The 19291-nt window shown below is 61.5% G+C and carries 15 protein-coding genes; 1 reads left to right on the forward strand and 14 read right to left on the reverse strand.

Translation table 11 applies throughout. The features are described from left to right. The first annotated feature begins 4 nt into the window (after nt 1-4). Nucleotides 5-868: an efflux RND transporter periplasmic adaptor subunit gene (locus BT125_RS17930; RefSeq protein ID WP_072408902.1), complete on the forward strand. Its 864-nt coding sequence runs from the start codon at nt 5-7 to the stop codon at nt 866-868. A gap of 225 nt (nt 869-1093) precedes the next feature. On the opposite strand, the gene BT125_RS17935 is transcribed toward BT125_RS17930, so the two are convergent. The 14 genes from BT125_RS17935 to BT125_RS18005 form a co-directional block, all read right to left on the reverse strand. Then, nucleotides 1094-1918, reverse strand: coding sequence for an SDR family oxidoreductase (locus BT125_RS17935; RefSeq protein ID WP_072408905.1), 825 nt, complete (start codon nt 1916-1918; stop codon nt 1094-1096). Between the two features lie 33 nt (nt 1919-1951). Then, entirely contained in the window at nt 1952-2416 is a 465-nt protein-coding gene (locus BT125_RS17940) for a multidrug transporter (RefSeq protein WP_072408907.1), read from the reverse strand. A 180-nt stretch (nt 2417-2596) separates the two neighbouring features. Continuing rightward, entirely contained in the window at nt 2597-4048 is a 1452-nt protein-coding gene (locus BT125_RS17945) for a mannose-1-phosphate guanylyltransferase/mannose-6-phosphate isomerase (RefSeq protein WP_060740771.1), read from the reverse strand. A 217-nt stretch (nt 4049-4265) separates the two neighbouring features. Next, nucleotides 4266-4931: an alginate O-acetyltransferase AlgF gene (locus BT125_RS17950; RefSeq protein ID WP_060740772.1), complete on the reverse strand. Its 666-nt coding sequence runs from the start codon at nt 4929-4931 to the stop codon at nt 4266-4268. A 14-nt stretch (nt 4932-4945) separates the two neighbouring features. Next, nucleotides 4946-6121, reverse strand: a complete 1176-nt coding sequence (locus tag BT125_RS17955) for an alginate O-acetyltransferase (protein ID WP_072408909.1) — start codon at nt 6119-6121, stop codon at nt 4946-4948. An 11-nt stretch (nt 6122-6132) separates the two neighbouring features. After that, entirely contained in the window at nt 6133-7698 is a 1566-nt protein-coding gene (locus BT125_RS17960) for an MBOAT family O-acyltransferase (RefSeq protein WP_072408911.1), read from the reverse strand. A 221-nt stretch (nt 7699-7919) separates the two neighbouring features. Continuing rightward, nucleotides 7920-9056, reverse strand: coding sequence for a mannuronate-specific alginate lyase (locus tag BT125_RS17965; RefSeq protein ID WP_072408913.1), 1137 nt, complete (start codon nt 9054-9056; stop codon nt 7920-7922). An 11-nt stretch (nt 9057-9067) separates the two neighbouring features. Further along, complete coding sequence (locus tag BT125_RS17970) at nt 9068-10519, reverse strand: alginate O-acetyltransferase (protein WP_072408915.1); 1452 nt, start codon at nt 10517-10519, stop codon at nt 9068-9070. An 11-nt stretch (nt 10520-10530) separates the two neighbouring features. Beyond that, nucleotides 10531-12120 carry a mannuronan 5-epimerase AlgG gene (algG, locus tag BT125_RS17975; protein ID WP_072408917.1) on the reverse strand — a complete coding sequence of 530 codons (1590 nt, stop codon included), beginning with the start codon at nt 12118-12120 and terminating at the stop codon, nt 10531-10533. A gap of 26 nt (nt 12121-12146) precedes the next feature. Beyond that, on the reverse strand, nt 12147-13637 hold the full coding sequence (locus tag BT125_RS17980) for an alginate export family protein (protein ID WP_072409070.1): 1491 nt from the start codon (nt 13635-13637) through the stop codon (nt 12147-12149). A 5-nt stretch (nt 13638-13642) separates the two neighbouring features. After that, nucleotides 13643-15127, reverse strand: coding sequence for an alginate biosynthesis TPR repeat lipoprotein AlgK (gene algK, locus BT125_RS17985; RefSeq protein ID WP_072409072.1), 1485 nt, complete (start codon nt 15125-15127; stop codon nt 13643-13645). Nucleotides 15128-15142: 15 nt separating this feature from the next. Continuing rightward, entirely contained in the window at nt 15143-16312 is a 1170-nt protein-coding gene (locus tag BT125_RS17990) for an alginate biosynthesis protein Alg44 (protein WP_072408919.1), read from the reverse strand. Between the two features lie 35 nt (nt 16313-16347). Further along, nucleotides 16348-17829: a mannuronan synthase gene (gene alg8 / locus BT125_RS18000; protein ID WP_371857816.1), complete on the reverse strand. Its 1482-nt coding sequence runs from the start codon at nt 17827-17829 to the stop codon at nt 16348-16350. Between the two features lie 100 nt (nt 17830-17929). Next, nucleotides 17930-19246: a nucleotide sugar dehydrogenase gene (locus tag BT125_RS18005; RefSeq protein ID WP_053124910.1), complete on the reverse strand. Its 1317-nt coding sequence runs from the start codon at nt 19244-19246 to the stop codon at nt 17930-17932. Between the last annotated feature and the right edge of the window lie 45 nt (nt 19247-19291).

Here is a 19291-nt window from a genome sequence, read left to right on the forward strand (position 1 = left end):
TGCGATGAAAAAGTTTTTCAGCCTGCTGGCGACGCTGTTGGTTCTGGCCCTGGCCTTGTGGATCGGCCGTACGCTGTGGGTCCATTACATGAACACGCCCTGGACCCGCGATGGCCGGGTGCGGGCCGACATCATCAATGTGGCCGCCGATGTCAGCGGCGAGGTGGTCGAGGTGCCGGTGCGCGACAACCAGTTGGTGAAAAAGGGCGACTTGTTGATGCGTATCGACCCTGAGCATTACCGCATCGCCGTGAAGCAGGCGCGCTCCCTGGTGGCGTCGCGCAAGGCCACCTGGGAGATGCGCAAGGTCAACGCCCATCGACGTGCCGACTTGGACAGCCTGGTGATCTCCCGGGAAAACCGCGACGACGCCAGCAACATCGCCGACTCGGCCCTGGCCGATTACCAACAGGCCCAGGCCCAATTGGAAGCCGCGGAGCTGAACCTGTCGCGCACCGACGTTCGCGCGGCGGTGGATGGCTACGTCACCAACCTCAACGTGCACCGCGGCGACTATGCGCGCATCGGCGAGGCGAAAATGGCCGTGGTGGACATGCATTCGTTCTGGGTCTACGGCTTCTTCGAAGAGACCAAATTGCCCAAGGTGCGGGTCGGCGATTCGGCGCAGTTGCAGTTGATGAGCGGTGAGATGCTCAAGGGCCATGTGGAAAGTATTTCCCGAGGCATTTACGACCGCGACAACCCCGAAAGCCGCGAACTGATCGCCGATGTGAACCCCACGTTCAACTGGGTTCGCCTGGCCCAGCGAGTGCCGGTGCGCATCCATCTGGATGAAGTGCCGGACGGCGTGCTGCTGGCGGCGGGGATGACCTGCACGGTGGTGGTCGAGCCTAACGACAAACGCTGAGATCACTGGCTACTTGTGGTCGAGAGTAAAATTTTTCGCACACCATAAATCCTCTGTGGGAGCGGGCTTGCTCGCGAAAGCGGCGGTTCAGCTTGCACTGATATCGACTGTGCCGGCGTCTTCGCGAGCAAGCCCGCTCCCACATTGGATCTTCGCTAAAGATGCGTTTTGTATTCGCTTCCGACTCCCTCGCCACAGAAGTAATGCCTGTTACTTCTCCGGTACTTACAGCGATTTTCCCAACCCGAACCGTTTCATCAACCCCTTCTCCAGCAACCCTTTGGGCAACACACCCGCCATCAACGGCAGCGCCCGGCTGCCGTTGCCCAGACGCAGCAAGCGGGGTGGCTTGGGTTGTTGAACCGCCTTGAGCAGCGCCGCGGCGAATTCGTGGGCGGGGGTCGGGTTGTCCTGGGAAGCCTTGGCCCGGGCGCGGATGCCATCGCGCAGGGGCCACCAGGGCGATCGTTCGCTGATCAACTGTTCGGCTTCATGGCCGGCATTCTTGGCGAAACTCGAAGCAATGGCGCCAGGCTGGACTTCCATCACACGGATACCAAACGGTGCCAGTTCCATGCGCAAGGCATCGCTCAAGGCATGCACCGCCGCCTTCGAAGCGCAATAGGCGCCAGCGAACGGCGTGACCAGCACCCCGGAAACGCTGCCGATGTTTACCACCAGCCCCCTGGCCCGACGTAACACCGGGAACAGCGCCCGGGTGACCCCGACGATGGCGAACACGTTGGTTTCGAACTGACGCTGCATGGCCGGCACGCCGCCGTCCAGCAGCGGGCCCATGGCGCCGTAGCCGGCATTGTTGACCAGCACATCCAGGCCGCCACATTGCTGGTTGATCCGCTCACCCAGTTGTTCCAGGGCCTGGCCATCGTTGACGTCCAGTGGCACGGCGGTGAACCCGGCCGTGGCGAGTGTCGCCACGTCTTCAGCCTTGCGCGCCGTGGCCCAGACCTGATAACCCGCGGCCTTGAAGGCATCGGCGAGGGCGCGGCCAATGCCGCTGGAACATCCGGTAATCAACGCAACAGGCATGGCGCGTTCCTTGTGCAAAAAGTTGGGGGGCAATCAGTTGGAAAAGCTACCGTGCAATCGCTCGGCGCGAAACTCCAGGGTCTGCGGGCGATAACCCGGGCGCAGGGGCGGCAGCGGCAGGCAGTCTTGCCAATCGGCGCCGGCTTGCAATTCGCCTGGACCACGGTAGCGCGGTGCATTGTAGGGGCTATCGGCCAGGTTGATGGTGTCCCCGGGCGCATAGGCCGCGACCCGCCAGCGCAGCTCGATCAGCGGCACGTCGTTGTTGTTTTTCAGGATCAGCGACAGCGGCCGGTCGGCGGGGCATTGTTCGGGGGCATAGCGCAGGCGCAGTTCCAAGCGCTCCAGTTGTCGGGTTTCGCGGCTTTCCTGCCAGAGCACCCACGCGGCGACCAGTCCCAGCCCGATGAAGGCTGCCAGGGAGACCGGCAAGGCCTTGGCCGGGTAGCGCAAGAGCAGGATGAGCCAGGTGATGACCAGCAAAACGCCGATAAGCATGGTGGAAGCCTCCGTTACCGTAGGCACATCCTACCGAAGGGCGCGGGCAATGTTGAAGCAATGATGCCAGGCCATCACTGGCCAAAAAAAAGCCCCCACCCAACCCACTGCGGATAGGGGGCGCAGTGGGCTGGACGGGGGCTTCTTGTACCGCTGATCTTTACTGAACGTTGCCGATCATTACTGGGCGATGGTTTTCACCGAGACGCCGCGTTCGATCGGGGTGGAGCGACCGTAGATGTCTTCGAAACGCTCGATGTCATCTTCGCCCAGGTAGCTGCCGGACTGCACTTCGATGATTTCCAGCGGGATCTTGCCCGGGTTGCGCAGACGGTGGACCGACGCGATCGGGATGTAGGTCGACTGGTTTTCGCAGAGCAGGAACACGTTCTCGTCGCAGGTCACTTCGGCGGTGCCGCTGACCACGATCCAGTGTTCAGCGCGATGGTGGTGCATCTGCAGCGACAGGCACGCGCCCGGCTTGACCGAGATGTGCTTGACCTGGAAACGACCGCCCATGTCCACCGAGTCATAGGAACCCCACGGACGATAGACCTCGCAGTGGTTTTGGGTTTCGGTGCGGCCCTGTGCGTTGAGGGTGTTGACCATCTGCTTGACGCCTTGGACCTTGTCCTTGTGGGCGATCATCATGGCGTCCTTGGTTTCGACCACCACGATGTTGTCCAGGCCGATCACCGACACCAGCTTGCCGTTGCCGTGGATCATGCAGTTGCGGCTGTCCTGGACGACCACGTCGCCCTTGGTGACGTTGCCGTTGGCGTCCTTGGCATTGACTTCCCACAGCGACGACCAGCAGCCGACATCGCTCCAACCGGCCGACAGTGGGACCACACAGGCGCGCTGGGTCTTTTCCATCACCGCGTAGTCGATGGAGTTGTCCGGGCAGCAGGCGAAGGTGGCTTCGTCGAGGGTAATGGTGTCGGCCGTCTGCTCACTGCGCTCCAGGGTCAGCAGGCAGGTGTCGTAGATGTCCGGATCGTGCTTTTTCAGCTCTTCGAGGAAGCGGCTGGCGCGGAACAGGAACATGCCGCTGTTCCAGAAGTAACCGCCGGCCTCGACGAACTCGGTGGCACGCTTGACGTCGGGTTTTTCGACGAAGTGCGAGACGCGGCTCACGCCTTCGGGCAGCAGCGCATCGTTGGTCGACTTGATGTAGCCATAGCCGGTTTCCGGTTTGGTGGCCGGTACGCCGAACAGCACCATCTCGCCACGTTCGGCGGCCACGGTGGCCAGGGCCAGGGCGCGTTGCAGGGCTTTCTGGTCTTCCAGCACGTGGTCGGCCGGCAGCACCAGCATCAACTCGTCGCGGCCTTCGTTGACCAGCATCATTGCCGTCAGCGCCACGGCCGGTGCGGTGTTGCGCCCGAACGGTTCCATCAGGATGCGCTGGGCTTCGAGTTTGCGGTTGGCCAACTGTTCGTTGACGATGAAACGGTGGTCTTTGTTGCAGACCACGATCGGCGTGTCCATGCCTTCGAACACCAGGCGCTCGAGGGTCTGCTGGAACAGGGTGTGTTCGCCGGTCAGGGCCAGGAACTGTTTAGGGAATTGCTTGCGCGAAAGCGGCCAAAGACGTGAGCCACTACCACCTGACAAGATCACCGGAATCATGTTTGTTACTCCTTGAAGCGAAATGGTTGTTAGAGCTACTGCGTTCTGTCGTTTCACTCTCTTGTTGTTGTTCCGTACCCGAATGACACCCCGATTCAGGGTGGGAGCGGGCTTGCTCGCGAAAGTGGTGGTTCAGCCAACATCAATGTTGAATGTGAGACCGTATTCGCGAGCAAGCCCGCTCCCACAGGGGTACAACGTCAATCAGGTGAATTCATCAGCGGGTCGACACAGGGCGTTTCACCCACACTGGCGACAGGCTGCTGCCCGAACCAGTGACGTACAGCACGGCCGCTTCGCCGCGCTCCAGGGCCACGGGCTTGAGGTCGCCGACTTTCTTGTCGCCTTCGAACAGGGCCAGGGACACTTTCACCGGGTTGATCTCACGTTCGCCACGGCCCTTGGCGGCCACGTTCGGCACCACTTCGGTCTTGCCGTCGGCGGTCTTGAGGGTCAGTGCCTTGTCGCTGAGGTTCTGTACGCGGACCAGGGACTTCTGCTTGTTCTTGAATGGCGGTTCTTCGATCAGTTGCGGCTGGCCAGTGGCGTTGTTGACCAGGGTGTAATAGTGATCGGAGGCCAGTTTCACCGGCACGGTCTGGCTGCCAACCTTGGCGCTGTAGTCGCCACCGGGCATGAAGCTGAAGTCGCTGCTGGCGAGGGGGGCTACGTCGCTGATGTTGGTGCTGCCGACGGTGGCGCTGACTTCGGCGTTGGCGGCGTTATAGACCCGCACGAAGCTCGAGCCTTTTGGCGCGACCGGGCCGTACAGGGCCGAGTCACCGGCAAAGGCGGACAGTGAGAGGGCGCTCATGCTGGCGACGAGGGCAACAGCCTTGAAGGAGCGAGCTGCGAGACGGCGAGGAGTAGTGTTGAAAGTCATGGTGGACCTCTCTTTCAGTTTTGCGCCCGTTCGGGCGTCTCGGATGGGGTGTTGGCGGCTACGTTCTGTTGGCGAGCGCCGGCTTGCTTGAGCTCTGCGACCCACTGTGGGTCGGCGTCGCCGATTTCGTTGTTTACAGGCAGATAACGTTCAGGGAACTCCCAGATCAGCACCTGTGGCGGGCTGTTCTTGAAGGCATCGCTCTTGAGGTAGCTGAGCATTGGCAGAATCGGGCCGTGGCCGTCTTCGGCGTAGTTCACGACGTCGCTGTGCAGGGCTTGCTTGAGTGCACCGACGAAGTTCCAGTTAGGGTTGGCGCTGTAGCTGGTGCCGATCAGGGCCACGGGCACCTGGGCATCGGCGAACAGCGCGTCGTCGCCGGCCGGCTGGTCGTCGGCTTCGCGGGTGTTGCGCTTGACCAGCGGCTCCTGGGCTGGCATCAGGTTTTCGAACAGCGGGTCCAACGGCAGGAACTGGCGCAGGTCGCCCTTGTGGGTGATTTTTTCTGCAGGCTCGGTGACGAAGCGCTGCGGCTCGCCGTTGAGCGGCGCGCGTTCGGCAATGGCCTTGGCCAGGTTCTCGGCAGCGACCTGGGCGCCTTCCGGGGTCCAGTGGGTGTCGGTGCGCAGGAACACTTGCTGGCCGTTCTGCTTGGCCTGTTGCAGCGGGCCAAGCAGGTCAGGGGCGAGGATCTTGTCGGCCGCGACGCGAGCGTGGAAGTCCTGGTAGAGGTTGGTGTGAATGCTGGACGGCTTCACTTCACCCAGGTGCTCCGGATACAGCCGCGCCTTGGCCGGCACGATCGCCATGACCAGGGTGATGCCTTGTTCCTTGAGCTTCTGGCGCACGCCTTCGACCAGCGCGTAGTTGCCTTGCAGGTTCAGCTCTTCGTTGACGATCGGGTTGAACTCTTCGTCGCTGTACAGCCACTGGTCGCGGCCCAGGACCACGCCTTTGCGGCCTTCGTTGAACAGCTTGTAGTCCAGCGCGGCCCAGATGTTGGTGCCCAGGCGCTTGATCGGGAACTCGTCGTCGTAGTGCGTTTCCACGGCCTTGGCCCAGCGCCCGTTGAGCACGGTCGCGTCGGGGTTGGTGCTGAAGCCGAAGAAGCTGCGCATCGACCACAGGCCCAGCGCTGTCAGGATCGACATGAACAGTGCGATGTAAAAGATGCGTAATGAGCGGGTCATGTTCAGATCCCTCAGAACTGGAAGTAAAGGAACGGCGAGAAGCTTTGCGCCGAAAGTTTGAGAATCGAAGCGATGAACAGCAGCAACACCAGGGTGCGCATCACGTAGCGTGACCAGTCCACGGTCCAATAGGCCGGTTGCACCTGGGCTTCGACACCCACGGTGTAGCCGGGTTCGTGGATCGACGCCGGGTTGTCGCCCGGTACCGCCTTGATCATCCCCGGTTGCGCAGTGGCCGGGCCGTCGGCCTCGGTGGTGACCTCAGGCTTGGCCTTGACCGGCGGACGGTTGGTGTAGAAGTCCCGCAGGCCGAAGAAGGCGAGGGTGACGTAGGCCACCACCAGTGTGGCGATCTGCAGGCCGGTGAGGTTGGCGCGGGTCAGTTCCGACAGCGACCAGTCGCCGAAGCTGAACATGGCGCCGTACATGCGACCGGCCACGTGCAGGTTCTCGGCCCGGAAGATCACCCAGCCCATTACCACCAGCAGGAAGGTCAGCGCCCAGCGGATCGGGTTGATGCTGCGTGGCGTGGTGTTGATGCCCACCGCTTTCTCGATGGCCAGCCACATGCCGTGCCAGGCACCCCAGATCACGTAGGTGATGTTCGCACCGTGCCACAGACCACCGAGCAGCATGGTCAGGAACAGGTTGCGATAGGTCATCAGCGTGCCTTTGCGATTACCGCCCAGGGTGATGTAGAGGTAGTCACGCAGCCAGGTCGACAGGCTGATGTGCCAGCGGCGCCAGAACTCGGTGATCGACTGGCTGATGTAGGGCTGCTTGAAGTTTTCCATGAAACGGAAACCCATCATCAGGCCCAGGCCGATGGCCATGTCGCTGTAGCCGGAGAAGTCGAAGTACAGCTGCGCGGTGTAGGCCAGTGCGCCGAGCCAGGCATCGCCCGTGGTCGGGTTCTGCAAGGCGAAGCAATGGTCGGCCACCACCGCCAGGGTGTCGGCGATGAACACTTTCTTGATGAAGCCCTGCATGAAGCGGGTGCAGCCTTCGGAGAACTTGTCCAGCGTGTGGGTGCGGTTGTTGAACTGGTCGGCCAGGTCGCGGAAACGCAACACGGGGCCGGCGATCAGGTGCGGGAAAATCGCCACGAACGCTGCGAAGTCGATCAGGTTGCGGGTCGCCGGCGTGTCACCGCGATAGACGTCGATGATGTAGCTGATGGACTCGAAGATGTAGAACGAGATCCCGATCGGCAACAGCACGTGGGTCAGGATGAACGGGTTGAGACCGAAGCCGGTGATGATGGCGTTGAGGCTGTCCACGCCGAAGTTGGCGTACTTGAAATAGCCCAGGATGGCCAAGTCCACGCCCACGCCGAGCAACAGCCAGCGCTGGGCCGGTTTGGTGCGCACACCGGCGGCACCGACTTTCAGGCCGATCCAGTAGTTCCACAGGGTCACGCCGGCGAACAGCGCGAGGAAGTCCACCCGCCACCAGGCATAGAACACGTAGCTGGCGATCAGCAGCAGCAGGTTGCGATAGCGTTGCCCGCTCAAGTAGTACAAGCCGAGAAAGATCGGCAGGAACAGGAACAGGAACACGTTGGATGAAAATACCATCCCGATCTCTCCATGTTGAATCAACAGTCAAGGGCCAGAGCCCCCCCAAACCCCCCCATGAAAACCGGGAGGCTATTGCATTCGAAACAGACCACATTCCCTGTGGGAGCGAGCTTGCTCGCGATGACGGTGTTTCAGTCGACATCCATGGCGAATGTCAGACCGCTATCGCGAGCAAGCTCGCTCCCACAGGGTTTCCCTGCCAGGCAGAGAGTAGGGTGTCAGCTTCCTTTCTCACCTTTATCCCGCGAAGGGTCGTACACCTTGGTCAAGTCCCCGCCGAGGCGGAAGGTCTTGAACGGTTGCATTTCATGCTTGCGCTCCAGCACATCCTCGGTGCAGGTGTAGAGGCTGCAGAACGGTTCGAGCCAGGCGAATTTCGAATCGACCTTCAGGTCTTTCATGTCCTGCTCTTCGCCGTTCTTCTCTTCGAAGATGTCCGGGTCTTTCACCCCGGCCAGCACTCGGTCACCCAGTCGCTTGAGGGCGCCGTTGTTTTCCTGACGCAGGTCCACACCGTTGACCTGGGCGAAGCTGGCGATCATCGCCAACGGCGGCAGGGCATAGTTGTGGTAGGACAGGGCCCGTTGCTTGCGCTTGAGTTCGTTGGGCAGGAAACCGTCGGCATCGACCTGGTTGACGCCGACCTTGTATTCCTTGACAGCCCAGTCGAACAGGTCACGGCGGTTGGTTGCCACGGAGGTGGCCATCACCGACCAGGCGGCCCAGTAGGAATGGTTGTTGGTCTTGTCCAGCGGCAGGTTGTCCCAGTCGCTGACCACCTGATCGGCCATCCGGCTGAACCAGCCTTCGATCAGTTGCGCCTGCTCCTGGTGGTTGGCCAGTGGGCGCGACTCGGAGAATTTCAGGCGCACATAGGCCGAAGCCATGCTGCCCAGCGCCCATTTGCGCATGGACTTGCCGGTGTGGTTGAAGTCCTTGGACATCAGCGCATCGGCCTGGGCCCAGGCGGTCAGCCAGTTCAGCGTGCATTCCAGCTGCTCGGGACGGCCGTCACGCATGAACTGCATGACTTGCTTGCTGACGCCACGCTCGATCTTGGTGATGTCGGCGGTGCTGTCGCGGAAGGCTTTTTCCGATTGCACGTTCAACGTCGAGCGGGCCTTGTCGGAGCCCTCGTATTTGCTGCGAAATTGCAGGGAACCGGTGTAGGGCGTCGGCGTGGCGTCGCAACCTTTGGCAGCGTCGCCGGCCTTGACCTTTTCGATCGGTGCGAAGTAACCCTGTGGCGGGCGCAGCGGGGCCGCGGCCTGCGTGGCCCCGGCGAACAGCGCCAGGGTCAGCAGGGAGGGCGCCAGCAGCGTTTTCAACGTTCGGGTGCGCGTGGTACTGGTCATGAGACGAGACCTCATTGTCCGATTTGAGCCGTTTGTTGCCCGGCTTGCGGAGATGCGTTGCGTTTGCAGATTTTCGCTTCGATTTGCAGTGGTTCTTTACCGGCTTCAGGGCCCTGGACTTCAACGGCTAGCAGGTTCTGCGAAGCCCAGTCCTCGTCGGTGCGCAATTGGAAGGCGAAACGTCCGTCGGTGTCGGAGGTATCCGGTTTTTCGATCTTGATATCCTCGTGGCGCCCATTCATGTACCAGAGGGTGGCTTGCAAGGTTTTCACCGAGGTGTCGGCGAAGCGGATGTCGACCTGGTGGCTGCTGTTACGCAGATCCATGTTCTTGCTATTGACCATCAGTTCGTTCTTGCCTGGCTTGAGCGCGGTCTTGCTGCTCATGAGTGCCGGCTTGCCTTCGCAACCGTTGTTGTCCAGCAGCGCCATCATCTGGCGGTAGATGGTTTCCTGGTCCAGGCGATACAGCGGTGAGAATTCCCAGATGAGGATTTTCGGCGGGCTCTTCTGGAACTCTTCGCTGCCCAAGTACTGGATCATCGCGCCTTCCAGACCGCCGCCAGGGAAGGCGACGTTGAGGATGTCGGCGCCGATGGCTTCTTCCAGGAAACCGGCAAAGTTGTAGTTCTTGCCGCTGTGACTGGTGCCCACGAGGGTGATCTGCGGGTTGCCGGAATCGCTGAACAGGTCGCCGTCACCAGCCTCGCCCTTGGGTTCGGTGGTGAACTGGTCCATGTACTGGATCGCATAGCTGGTGCCGCACAGCTGCCCGGCCATGTTGTGCAGGGTACCGGTCTTGCCCATGCGGCCGGACTTCTTGGTCTCGAACTCACGCTTGGGGATGTCGGCGAAGGCTGGGATCTGCTTGACCTTCTCGGCGACGATCTTGGCCGTGCGCTGGGCGCCATACGGTGTCCAGTGCTGGTCGCCACGGAAGTAGAAATCGTGGGCCGGCAGGGTCTCGGGCAGGTTCTCGTTGGTCAGCGGCGACAGGTCCGGCACCACATAACCCATCTGGGCGAAACGGCCGAGCATGGTCTTGTAGTTGGTCAGGGCCTTCTCATAGTCGAAGCTAGCCTTTTCCTGCGGATTGAGCTTGTTGCGGTTCACCAGGCCCCGGGTCGGCTGGTAGACGATCACCAACTCGACGCCTTTTGCCTTGAACGCATCGTGCAACTGCTGCATGCGCTTGTAGCCGGCGGGGGTGGTGTTGAACTCGGTGCGCAGGTCTTCCTGGGTCCGGAACAGCCAGTCGCCCTGGGCCTGCACCAGTGTGGTGAAGTTCTGCTGGTAGCGCGTGGTGTAGTTCTTCGCGTCATGGGCCGCGGGGCACAGGTTGCAGCACGGTTCGGCGGTGAAGCTCGGTGCCTTGATTTCATCGGCGCGCGCGCCGCTTGCAGCGGCGAGAATGCCGGCAGTCAGGGCGGACAGGCCCAGGAGTTTGATCATTTGTGGGTTCATAAAGGTCATCCTCAGTCCCGCATTTCGGTCTGGCGTTCGACAGGGTCGATCAGCACGGCTTTCTGCTGGCGCACCAGCAGGTCGAGAATTTCATCCTGGCGTTCGCCAAGGATCCCCGTGAAGCTGATGCCGCTGGATTTGGTCGGCGCAAGCATGGACACGCGGTACAGCTCAACGCTCAAGGGCGAGTCGATGGACAGCGGGCCACTGCCGTTGGCGGCCAGTTCGCCACCGACCACGATCAGCGAGACCTGGGCGTCGAACGGGTCGAGCTTGATGTCCCGGTCGGTGTCGGACAGGTCCTTGATGTGACCGTAGAGACCGGTCAGGCCGTTGGCCATGGACACGTTTTCGTAAAGGCGGATGTTCACGCTGTTACGAATCCGGATGCCGTGGCGGCGGTTGCTGATCACTTTGTTGCCCCACAGCAGGTTGTCACCACTCTCGTAAAGCGTGATGCCGTCGGTGTGGTTCTTGTAGATCTCGTTGTAGGCGATCAGGTTGTTCACGCTATTACGGTCGATCACCAGGCCCGAGAGTTTGTTGTCGTAGCTGCGGTTGTTGAAAATGAAGCTGTCGTTGACCTCACGGGAAATGATGATCCCGTGTTTCTTCTTGGTCCCGTAGACGGTGTTGTCGGCAATGATCAGCCGATGGGAACGGTCATGGGGGTCGATGCCATAGACGATGTTGTCTTTGTAGGTATTGCCCTTGACCACGAAATCGTTGGTTTCGTAGCAGTAGAAGCCGTACCACATGTCCGAGAACTCGGAACCGATAATCCAGCCGGTCGGTTCCGGACGCTTGAGAACCTTGGCCATGTTCGGCGTGTACTGGGAAATACTCACCCCGTACGACTTACTGTTCGCGTAGCCGAAACTCGCCATCTTGGTGTTGACGATGTAGGTCTCGGTACCACCCCAGGCCAGCAGGAACGGACGGAATTCCTTGGGCGAGCGGAACGTGGCGGGGCCGTTGTCCTTTTCGCGCCAGCCGGTGACCTTGGTGTCGCGGATGAACATCCGGCCATCGTTGACCAGGAACGAGCCACCCTCCTGGGACAGGCGCAGTTCCTGCGTCTGTTTGTCGATTTCCAGGATGCCTTTCTGGCCGACCACGATCGGAATCTTCGCCAGGTACACACCTGGCGAAGTTTCGATGATGTACTTGGGAACCTTCTTGGCCAGGTCCTTGAGGTTCATGTAGCCGTCGTCAAGGAAGACGGCCTGAGGGATGCCGCGCTGACGCACCACCCACTCGGCCATCTTGTTGTCGCCGCCGATGAAGTCCTTCAAGGCGTTTTCCTGCATCATCCGGCGCACGCTGACTTTGCCGGGCTTGCCGCGCACGATCTTGGCCGCGACCGCTTCGGCCGTATAGCCTGTGAGGTCGGGCAAGGTCGGCTTGGCCAGCTCCAGCGGTGCGGTCGGCGCGCTGCTGACGGTGTAGGTCTTGGCTTGTTGCAGTTCCTTGACCACGTTGCCCGGCTTGACCACCGGTTCAACGTTGGCGAACGCCGGCGAGCCGGCCAGCAGCGTCGCTGCGACCAACAGGCTGATCGAACCTTTCATCGCCTGGCTGTTCCTGAGGTAGCGGTTCATATCGGGCACTCCCATGGCCATTCGCATCAGAAGCGCCAGATCACGTCGACAAAGGCGCGATGCATGTACGAATCGACCTCTTTGCCGTAGGCGTCGCCTGGCTTGAACACGCCGCCACGAAAGCGCACCAGCGCCGACGGCTCATCAATGGACTGACTCAGCGCGGCCGGCAGCAGGCCTTGCTTGAAGTACTTGGTGACGACCAGGTCGACTTCCTGGCCCAGGTCCTTGTCGCCGTCACGCAGCGGCAGGGTCGAGGTGGACAGGATGGCGCCGGTCACGTCATCGGTGTTGTTTTCCACGGCGTTGATGCCGTTGCTGCCCACCGGCTTGTTGCCGTCCACGCGCCAGAATTTGTGGTACACCAGGCTGGCGTCGTATTCGTCACGCAGCTGCCAGGAACCGAACAGGCTGGCACTCTGGGTGTTGGCCATTTCGCCCCGGAACGCTTCGCCGAAACGGTGGACCCGCGAGCGGGTGCCGGTGAAGTTCGAGCGGTTGCTTTGCAGGCCGTTCTGTTGGTACTCATCGCTGGCGCGGGCATAGGCCGCACCCACTTGCCATTGCGGGTCGAGACGCAAGCGGATACCCAGGTCAGTGGCCCAGCCGTCCACATCGTCGCTGTGCTTGGCTTCTGTCGGGCGCGTGCCGTCGGCGTTGAGCGGGTTGACAGTGTCGCGCTCGCCGCTCATGCCGGTGATGCTGGCCCAGTAGTTGACGGTGTTGGTGTTGCGCCAGTTGTAGGCGTCGCTGTTGGCTTCCAGGCCGAGCCAGGTCAAGTCGCCGTTCTGGGTCTTGTCCAGGGTGTCGGTGGGCTCGCCCGGGGTCGGGTAGTCGAGGCTGCCGTTGTCATGGGAGTGGTGGGCCCGGATACCGGCCCACTGGCCTGGCATCCACTGGTAACCCACGTCGCCATAGACGTGCATACGATCCTTGTCCTTGGGGGACAATTCCTTGAGGTCGGTGCGGTATTCGCTGAATCGCTCGGCAATGCCGAGGTTGGCCCGCAGCAAGGTGGTGTCGAAGGTCCAGTTCAGGGCTTCGATGTTGGTGTCGCGCCATTGGCCGTCGTCATTGCGCAGGCGTTGGCGGCCGAACTTCAACTGCTCGCCCGGGTAGGGGGTCAGGCCGCGGTAGCCGATCCAGAACTCGCGCATGGCCAGGTAGCTTTTCTTGGCTTCGCGATCGCCGCTGTCGGTTTGCTGGGTGCTGCCATCGGACTGCTGCAGGGTGTCGGTCTCGATGATGTCGGAGGACGTCACGGCCTGGGCCATGGCGTAGGCGCTCCAGGCACCGCTTTCGCTTTCACCGTAGACCCAGGGACGCAGGTCCAGGCCGACACCGTTGACGTCGCCACCGCTCTGGGTGCCGAGGTCACGGTCGTCTTCGGACTGGCCGGTAATCTTCACTTCCAGGCCGAAATTCTTGCTATCGGTCAGTGCCGCCAGGGTCGGGCAGGACCACAGCAGGGCAAACGACAGGCCAATACCAGCCTGCACAAAAGGATTGAGCTTCAAAAGCTTCATAGAGGTTCCTCGCCGTCATCTTCTTTTAGGGCTTGCAGTTCCAGCGTATCGGGGCTCATTGCGCCGCGAATGGCCTGCTCTTGTTGTAGCAGGCGTTGCGCTTGTGCAAGTTGTTCCGGCGGTAATTGTGCTTCGAGGGTTTGGGCAAGCTCGGTGGCTTGCGGGGTGTTCTGCACCTTGGCCAACTGGCTGAACACATAAGCGTTGACCGGGTTGGGCTTGGTGCCCTTGCCCTGGGAGAACAGCTGGGCAATGGCGAAGTCGGCGCTGTTCTGGCCGTTGCGGGCGGCCTTGAGCAGGTGGTCCAGGGCTTTTTGCGAGTACACCTGGCCCAGGTAACCGCGGCGATAGATCTGGCCGAGGTAGTAATCGGCAGCCACTTCGCGGCCAACGGCTTTCTGGAAATGCGCCTCGGCGGCCTTGGCATCGGCCGGGACCCACTTGCCTTCGTAGTACAGCTTGCCCAACAACAGCTCGGCGCGAGGCTGGTCGGCGGCGCGGCCGTTTTCCAGGTACTGCATCATCTTGTCGACGTCCCCCAGTTCCGGGAAGTCGTAGAGCAGTTGCGCCAGGCTGACCCAGGCTGCGGGGTAGCCTGGGGCGATGCCTTCGAGCAACGACTGGGCGGTCTTTTCGTCGGTCTTGCCCAGGCTCGCATCGGCCAGGACACGGGCGACGCTGTCCACGCGCTGGGCGGATACGACGCCACGGGCGTGACCGTCCTGCATCTGCTTGAGCAATGCGGCCTGCTGTTCCGGCTGGCCGCGTTTCTGATAGACCGTGGCCAGTTCGACGTAGCAGATGTCCGTGGTCGCCAGCGCGGCCTTGCAGACCTTCTCGACTTCATCCAGATGCTGGTCGTAGGTGCCCTGGGTACGGTAGAGCAGAATCTGCGCCAGGCCCGCTTCCGGGTAGCCGGCGCTGCGCCATTGGCTGATCTGCTGTTGGGCGTTGACGTTCGGGAAGCTGTGGGGATATTGCAGGTACAGCATCGCCAGCGGAATCAGGGTGTTACCTTCTCCGTTGGCGAAGGCTTTCTTCAACAGGCCTTCGGCTTCGTGTTTTTCCGCTTCGGTGGAACCGGGCTTGGCCACCAGCAGGCGACCCAGGCGAGCCTGGGCCCGTGGCGAGATATCGGCCGCGGCGCGGTAAGTCGCCTCGGCTTTTTTCATCTGCTCGGGGTCGCGGCTGTCCACCTGGATGTCGGCCAGGCCCACCTGGGCCTCGCTGTAACCCAGGTCGGCCAGTTGCTGATAGTTCTGCTGCGCCAGCGCCGTATCGCCGCGCTTGAGCGCTTCATTGGCCAGGCGCTGGTCGGGCAGGCCGGCGCAACCGGCCAGGCTGACGGCCAAGGCCAGGGCACACAGTGTTCCCATGGGTGAACGAGCTTGCGGCATACCATCCTGACCGCGTGGATCCTTTCGCGAGCAAGCTCGCTCCCACAGGGTCTGTGGGCTGTTCAGGATTTTTATAATGGTCACGGGCATATCCTCGACTTAAATACCGACGGCCATGGCTTTGTCGATCAGCCAGTTCAGGTTCGGACCACGGTCGCTGGTGACTTCTACCGGACGGCCGGCCAGCGCGCTGTCCAGGGGTTCGTCAGGTTGGATCAGCACACGGATATCGGAGGACAGGTCGGCACTTTTCAGGCTGGTGCTGCTGACGATCTTGCCGGTACGGGTGGTGTCTTCGCCGGCGACCTGGAAGCTGACCGGGGTACCTGGGCGCACGTCGCCGAACTGGCGATAGGAGAAGCGCGCTTCGACGTTGGCTTCGGTGCCCCGTGGGACCAGTTGGAAGATCACGTCGCCCTTGCTGGCGTACTGGCCGTTGGCGACCAGTTGCTGGGCCACGATGCAGTCGCACGGGGAGGTCAGGGTGCCAGTCATTTGCTTGCCAAACAGCTCCTCGACCTTGGCCGGCTGCAACTGGTTGTCGTCCAGGTGACCCTTGAGCACGTCGAGCATGCTGGTGCTGAAGGTCGCCAGCGGGGCGCCCTTGGCGGCCACGCCGTCGGCCTTGACCAGGCTCTGCACGGTGCCGTCGCGCGGCATGGTGATGGCCATGCCCGGTACGTTCACCAGGCCGGCCTGGGCGTGGCTGACGAAGTACATGCCGTACACCGACTTGAAGATGAAGCCGAACGCCGCCAGGCCAACGACGAAGACCCCCAGGCTGAAGGTCACGGCGCGCAGGCGACCCATGGCACTCATGCCACCGTTTTCGTCTTTCTGCTTGCGGGCCTTGGTGAAGTTGTCGCGCTGCAGGGTCGCCAGCACGTCACCGACACCGACGATGTCGCCGGCCAGGTGCGAGGTGATGATGTGACGCAGTGTCGAGATGTCCCGTGGCTCCAGGTTCTGGAACTGGCAACCGGTGCGGCCGGTCTGGCGGTCGTAGGAACGGATCTGCAATTCCACGTCCATGGCCAGGCCAAGGTTGTCGATCACAAACTGCAGGCGAGCCTTGTAGGTCTCGCCAACCTTGAGCGGCAGTTGGCCGGCGTTGAAGCACAGCCCACCGGCGGACAGGTCCAGGACCTTGACTTCCATGGGCGTACGGTCGGGGCCGAAGAAGCGCAGCTTGGCCGGGATTTTGACCCGGGCATGTTGGCGCTGGGCTTCGGATTCATGCACTACGTTGACATTCACGGCGGTGTTCATAGGGGCGATTTCCTAGTTAATTCATTCAAGTCCGGTCAGACCATCGTCAGCAGCACGGCGACAAAAATGCTGCCGGCGGAGAAGGTCATGGTCCGAGACGACCAAGTGTTGAACCAACGTTGAAAGCTGGCGAGATCACGGGTCAGTGAGGTGGGCTGGCGGGTCCAGGACTGCTGGTCGAGGCGGAAGAACACGTAGATCTTCACCAAGGCACCGACGATCTGGTTGTAATAGAGAATCGCCGGGTAGGCAGGGCCGATCTTGTGTCCCGAGCACGACAGCAACAGGGTCAGCAGCAACCGGGTGATGCCGATCCACAGCAGGTACACCAGAATGAACGCGGTGCCGTACTTGAAGCTGGCGATCAGTGCCACGGTCAGGCCCAGCAGCGAGGTCCACATCGATACCCGCTGGTCGAACAGCACCACCGAGGTGAACAGGCCCAGACGGCGCATGCCCAGACCCAGTGCCCGGGAGTTCTGCCGCAGGTTGTTGCCGTACCAGCGAAACATCAGCTTGCGGCTGGCCTTGATGAAGCTCTTCTCCGGCGGATGCTCGACGGTGTTGATCGCCGCATCGGGCACGTAGAACGTGTCGTAGCCCAGGCGCATCAGGCTGAACCAGCTCGACTTGTCGTCACCGGTCAGGAACTTGAAGCGGCCCAGGCGCCAGTGTTGCAGCGAGTCGCTTTCCACGTCGGCGATGAAGTCCGGGTTGGTGACCACGGTGGCGCGGAACACCGACATGCGCCCGGTCATGGTCAGCACACGCTTGGACAAGGCCATGGAGCACATGTTGATGTGCCGCTGGGCGAAGCGCAGTTTGTGCCACTCGCTCATGATGTAGCCGCCGCGTACTTCGCAGAACTCGTTGGTGGTCAGGCCGCCGACGTTGCCGAACAGCTGGAACCACGGCACGGTCTTGCGCACGACGCCTTCGGCGAGCACGGTGTCGCCATCGATCACGGCGACCACGGCGCGGTCGTCCGGCAAGTGGCGGGAGATAGCGCGGAAGCCGTAGGCCAGGCCGTCACGCTTGCCGGTGCCAGGGATACGCACGAAGTCCAGCTTGACCCGCTCAGGCGGGTTCATACGGCTCCAGAGACTCTTGACCAGCAATTCGTCGGACATTTCCACGATGGAGCAGACCACGGTGGTGGGCAGCCCGCAGTCGATGGCTTCGCGGATCACCGAGCCATACACCTGAGCAGTGGTCAGCGCGTCGATCCGGAAGCTGGTGACCATCAGGTACACGTGGGACGGATCCGCCGCCTTGCCCAGCTTGCGGACCTTGCGGCGCAGGTGTGGGTAGACGATGTACAGGAAGATCATGCCGCGCACGAAATGCGTTGCTCCCATGGAGTAACGCCAGATGCCCACGGCGCCGATCAGGAAGATGAAATCCTTGGATTCGGAGTCGAACGTGGACGTGGGCAGCGCCATGGCGATGCCCATCAATAAACTCAAGTAAAACAGCCAACCGGCGGCCTGAAGCAGGCCGTTCTTTAGCCTGTGCATAATCTGCATCCGTCTCTATCTCGGGCGGGCCTTGTGGGCGGCCCGATGGGTTAAGGCAGGCGAAAGGCCGGCCGAGGCATGCCCCGGCCGGCAAACAGACTTACCAGCAGATGCCTTCGGTCCGGCCACTCGGGTTGGTGGCCTTGGACATGAAGCCGACCAGGTCGATGACCTGCTTGCCTTCCGGTACGTTTTCGGTCAGCGCGCGGAACTTCTCGTCGCGGTTACCCAGGATGATGATGTCGGAGCTGTCGATCACCGAGTCGAAGTCGGCGTTGAGCAAGGACGAGACGTGAGGAATCTTCGACTCGATGTAATCCTTGTTCGCACCGTGGACGCGGGCGTATTCGACGTTGCTGTCGTAGATCTTCAGGTCGAAACCCTTGCCGATCAGCATTTCCGCCAATTCCACCAGCGGGCTTTCACGCAGGTCGTCGGTGCCGGCCTTGAAGCTCAGGCCCAACAGGGCGACTTTGCGCTTGTCGTGGCTGGAAACGATGTCGAAGGCGTTCTGCACCTGGGACTCGTTGCTGCGCATCAGCGAGTTGAGCAGCGGCGCTTCCACGTCCAGGGCACCGGCGCGGTAGGTCAGGGCGCGAACATCCTTGGGCAGGCAGGAGCCGCCGAAGGCGAAGCCTGGGCGCATGTAGTACTGGGACAGGTTCAGGGTCTTGTCCTGGCAGACCACGTCCATCACTTCACGACCATCGACGCCGACGGCCTTGGCGATGTTGCCGATCTCGTTGGCGAAGGTCACCTTGGTGGCGTGCCACACGTTGCAGGTGTACTTGATCATCTCGGCGACGGCGATGTCCTTGCGGATGATCGGCGCATCGAGTTCTTCATACAGCGACTGCAGGACGTCACCGGAGGCGGTGTCGAACTCACCGATAACGGTCATCGGCGGCTGGTCGTAGTCTTTGATCGCGGTGCTTTCGCGCAGGAACTCAGGGTTGACCGCGACACCGAAATCGACGCCGGCTTTCTTGCCGGAGCAGTCTTCCAGGATCGGGATCACAACGTTTGCCACGGTGCCTGGCAATACGGTGCTGCGAACTACGATAGTGTGGCGGGTGGTCTTGTCACGCAGGACAAAACCAATCTCGCGGCACACCGCTTCGATGTAGTTCAGTTCAAGGTCGCCGTTCTTTTTGCTCGGGGTACCGACGCAGATCATCGACAGGTCAGTATCGCGAATCGCCTCGGCGAAGTTGGTCGTGCCGCGCAGTCGGCCAGTTTGAATGCCTTGCGCCAATAGCTCACCAAGACCAGGTTCAACGATCGGCGATTTACCGGCGTTGATCATGTCGATTTTGTCTTTGGCGACATCCACGCCAACTACATCATGGCCCCGTGCAGACAGGCAACCGGCACATACTGCACCGACGTAACCCAAACCAAATATGCTAATGCGCATCGCATTTACCTCTGTTTTCACGCCATTAAATGGCCGGAGTTAATA

Origin of the sequence: Pseudomonas sp. NFACC04-2, assembly GCF_900119265.1 — a bacterium.
Lineage (GTDB): Bacteria > Pseudomonadota > Gammaproteobacteria > Pseudomonadales > Pseudomonadaceae > Aquipseudomonas > Aquipseudomonas fluorescens_AA.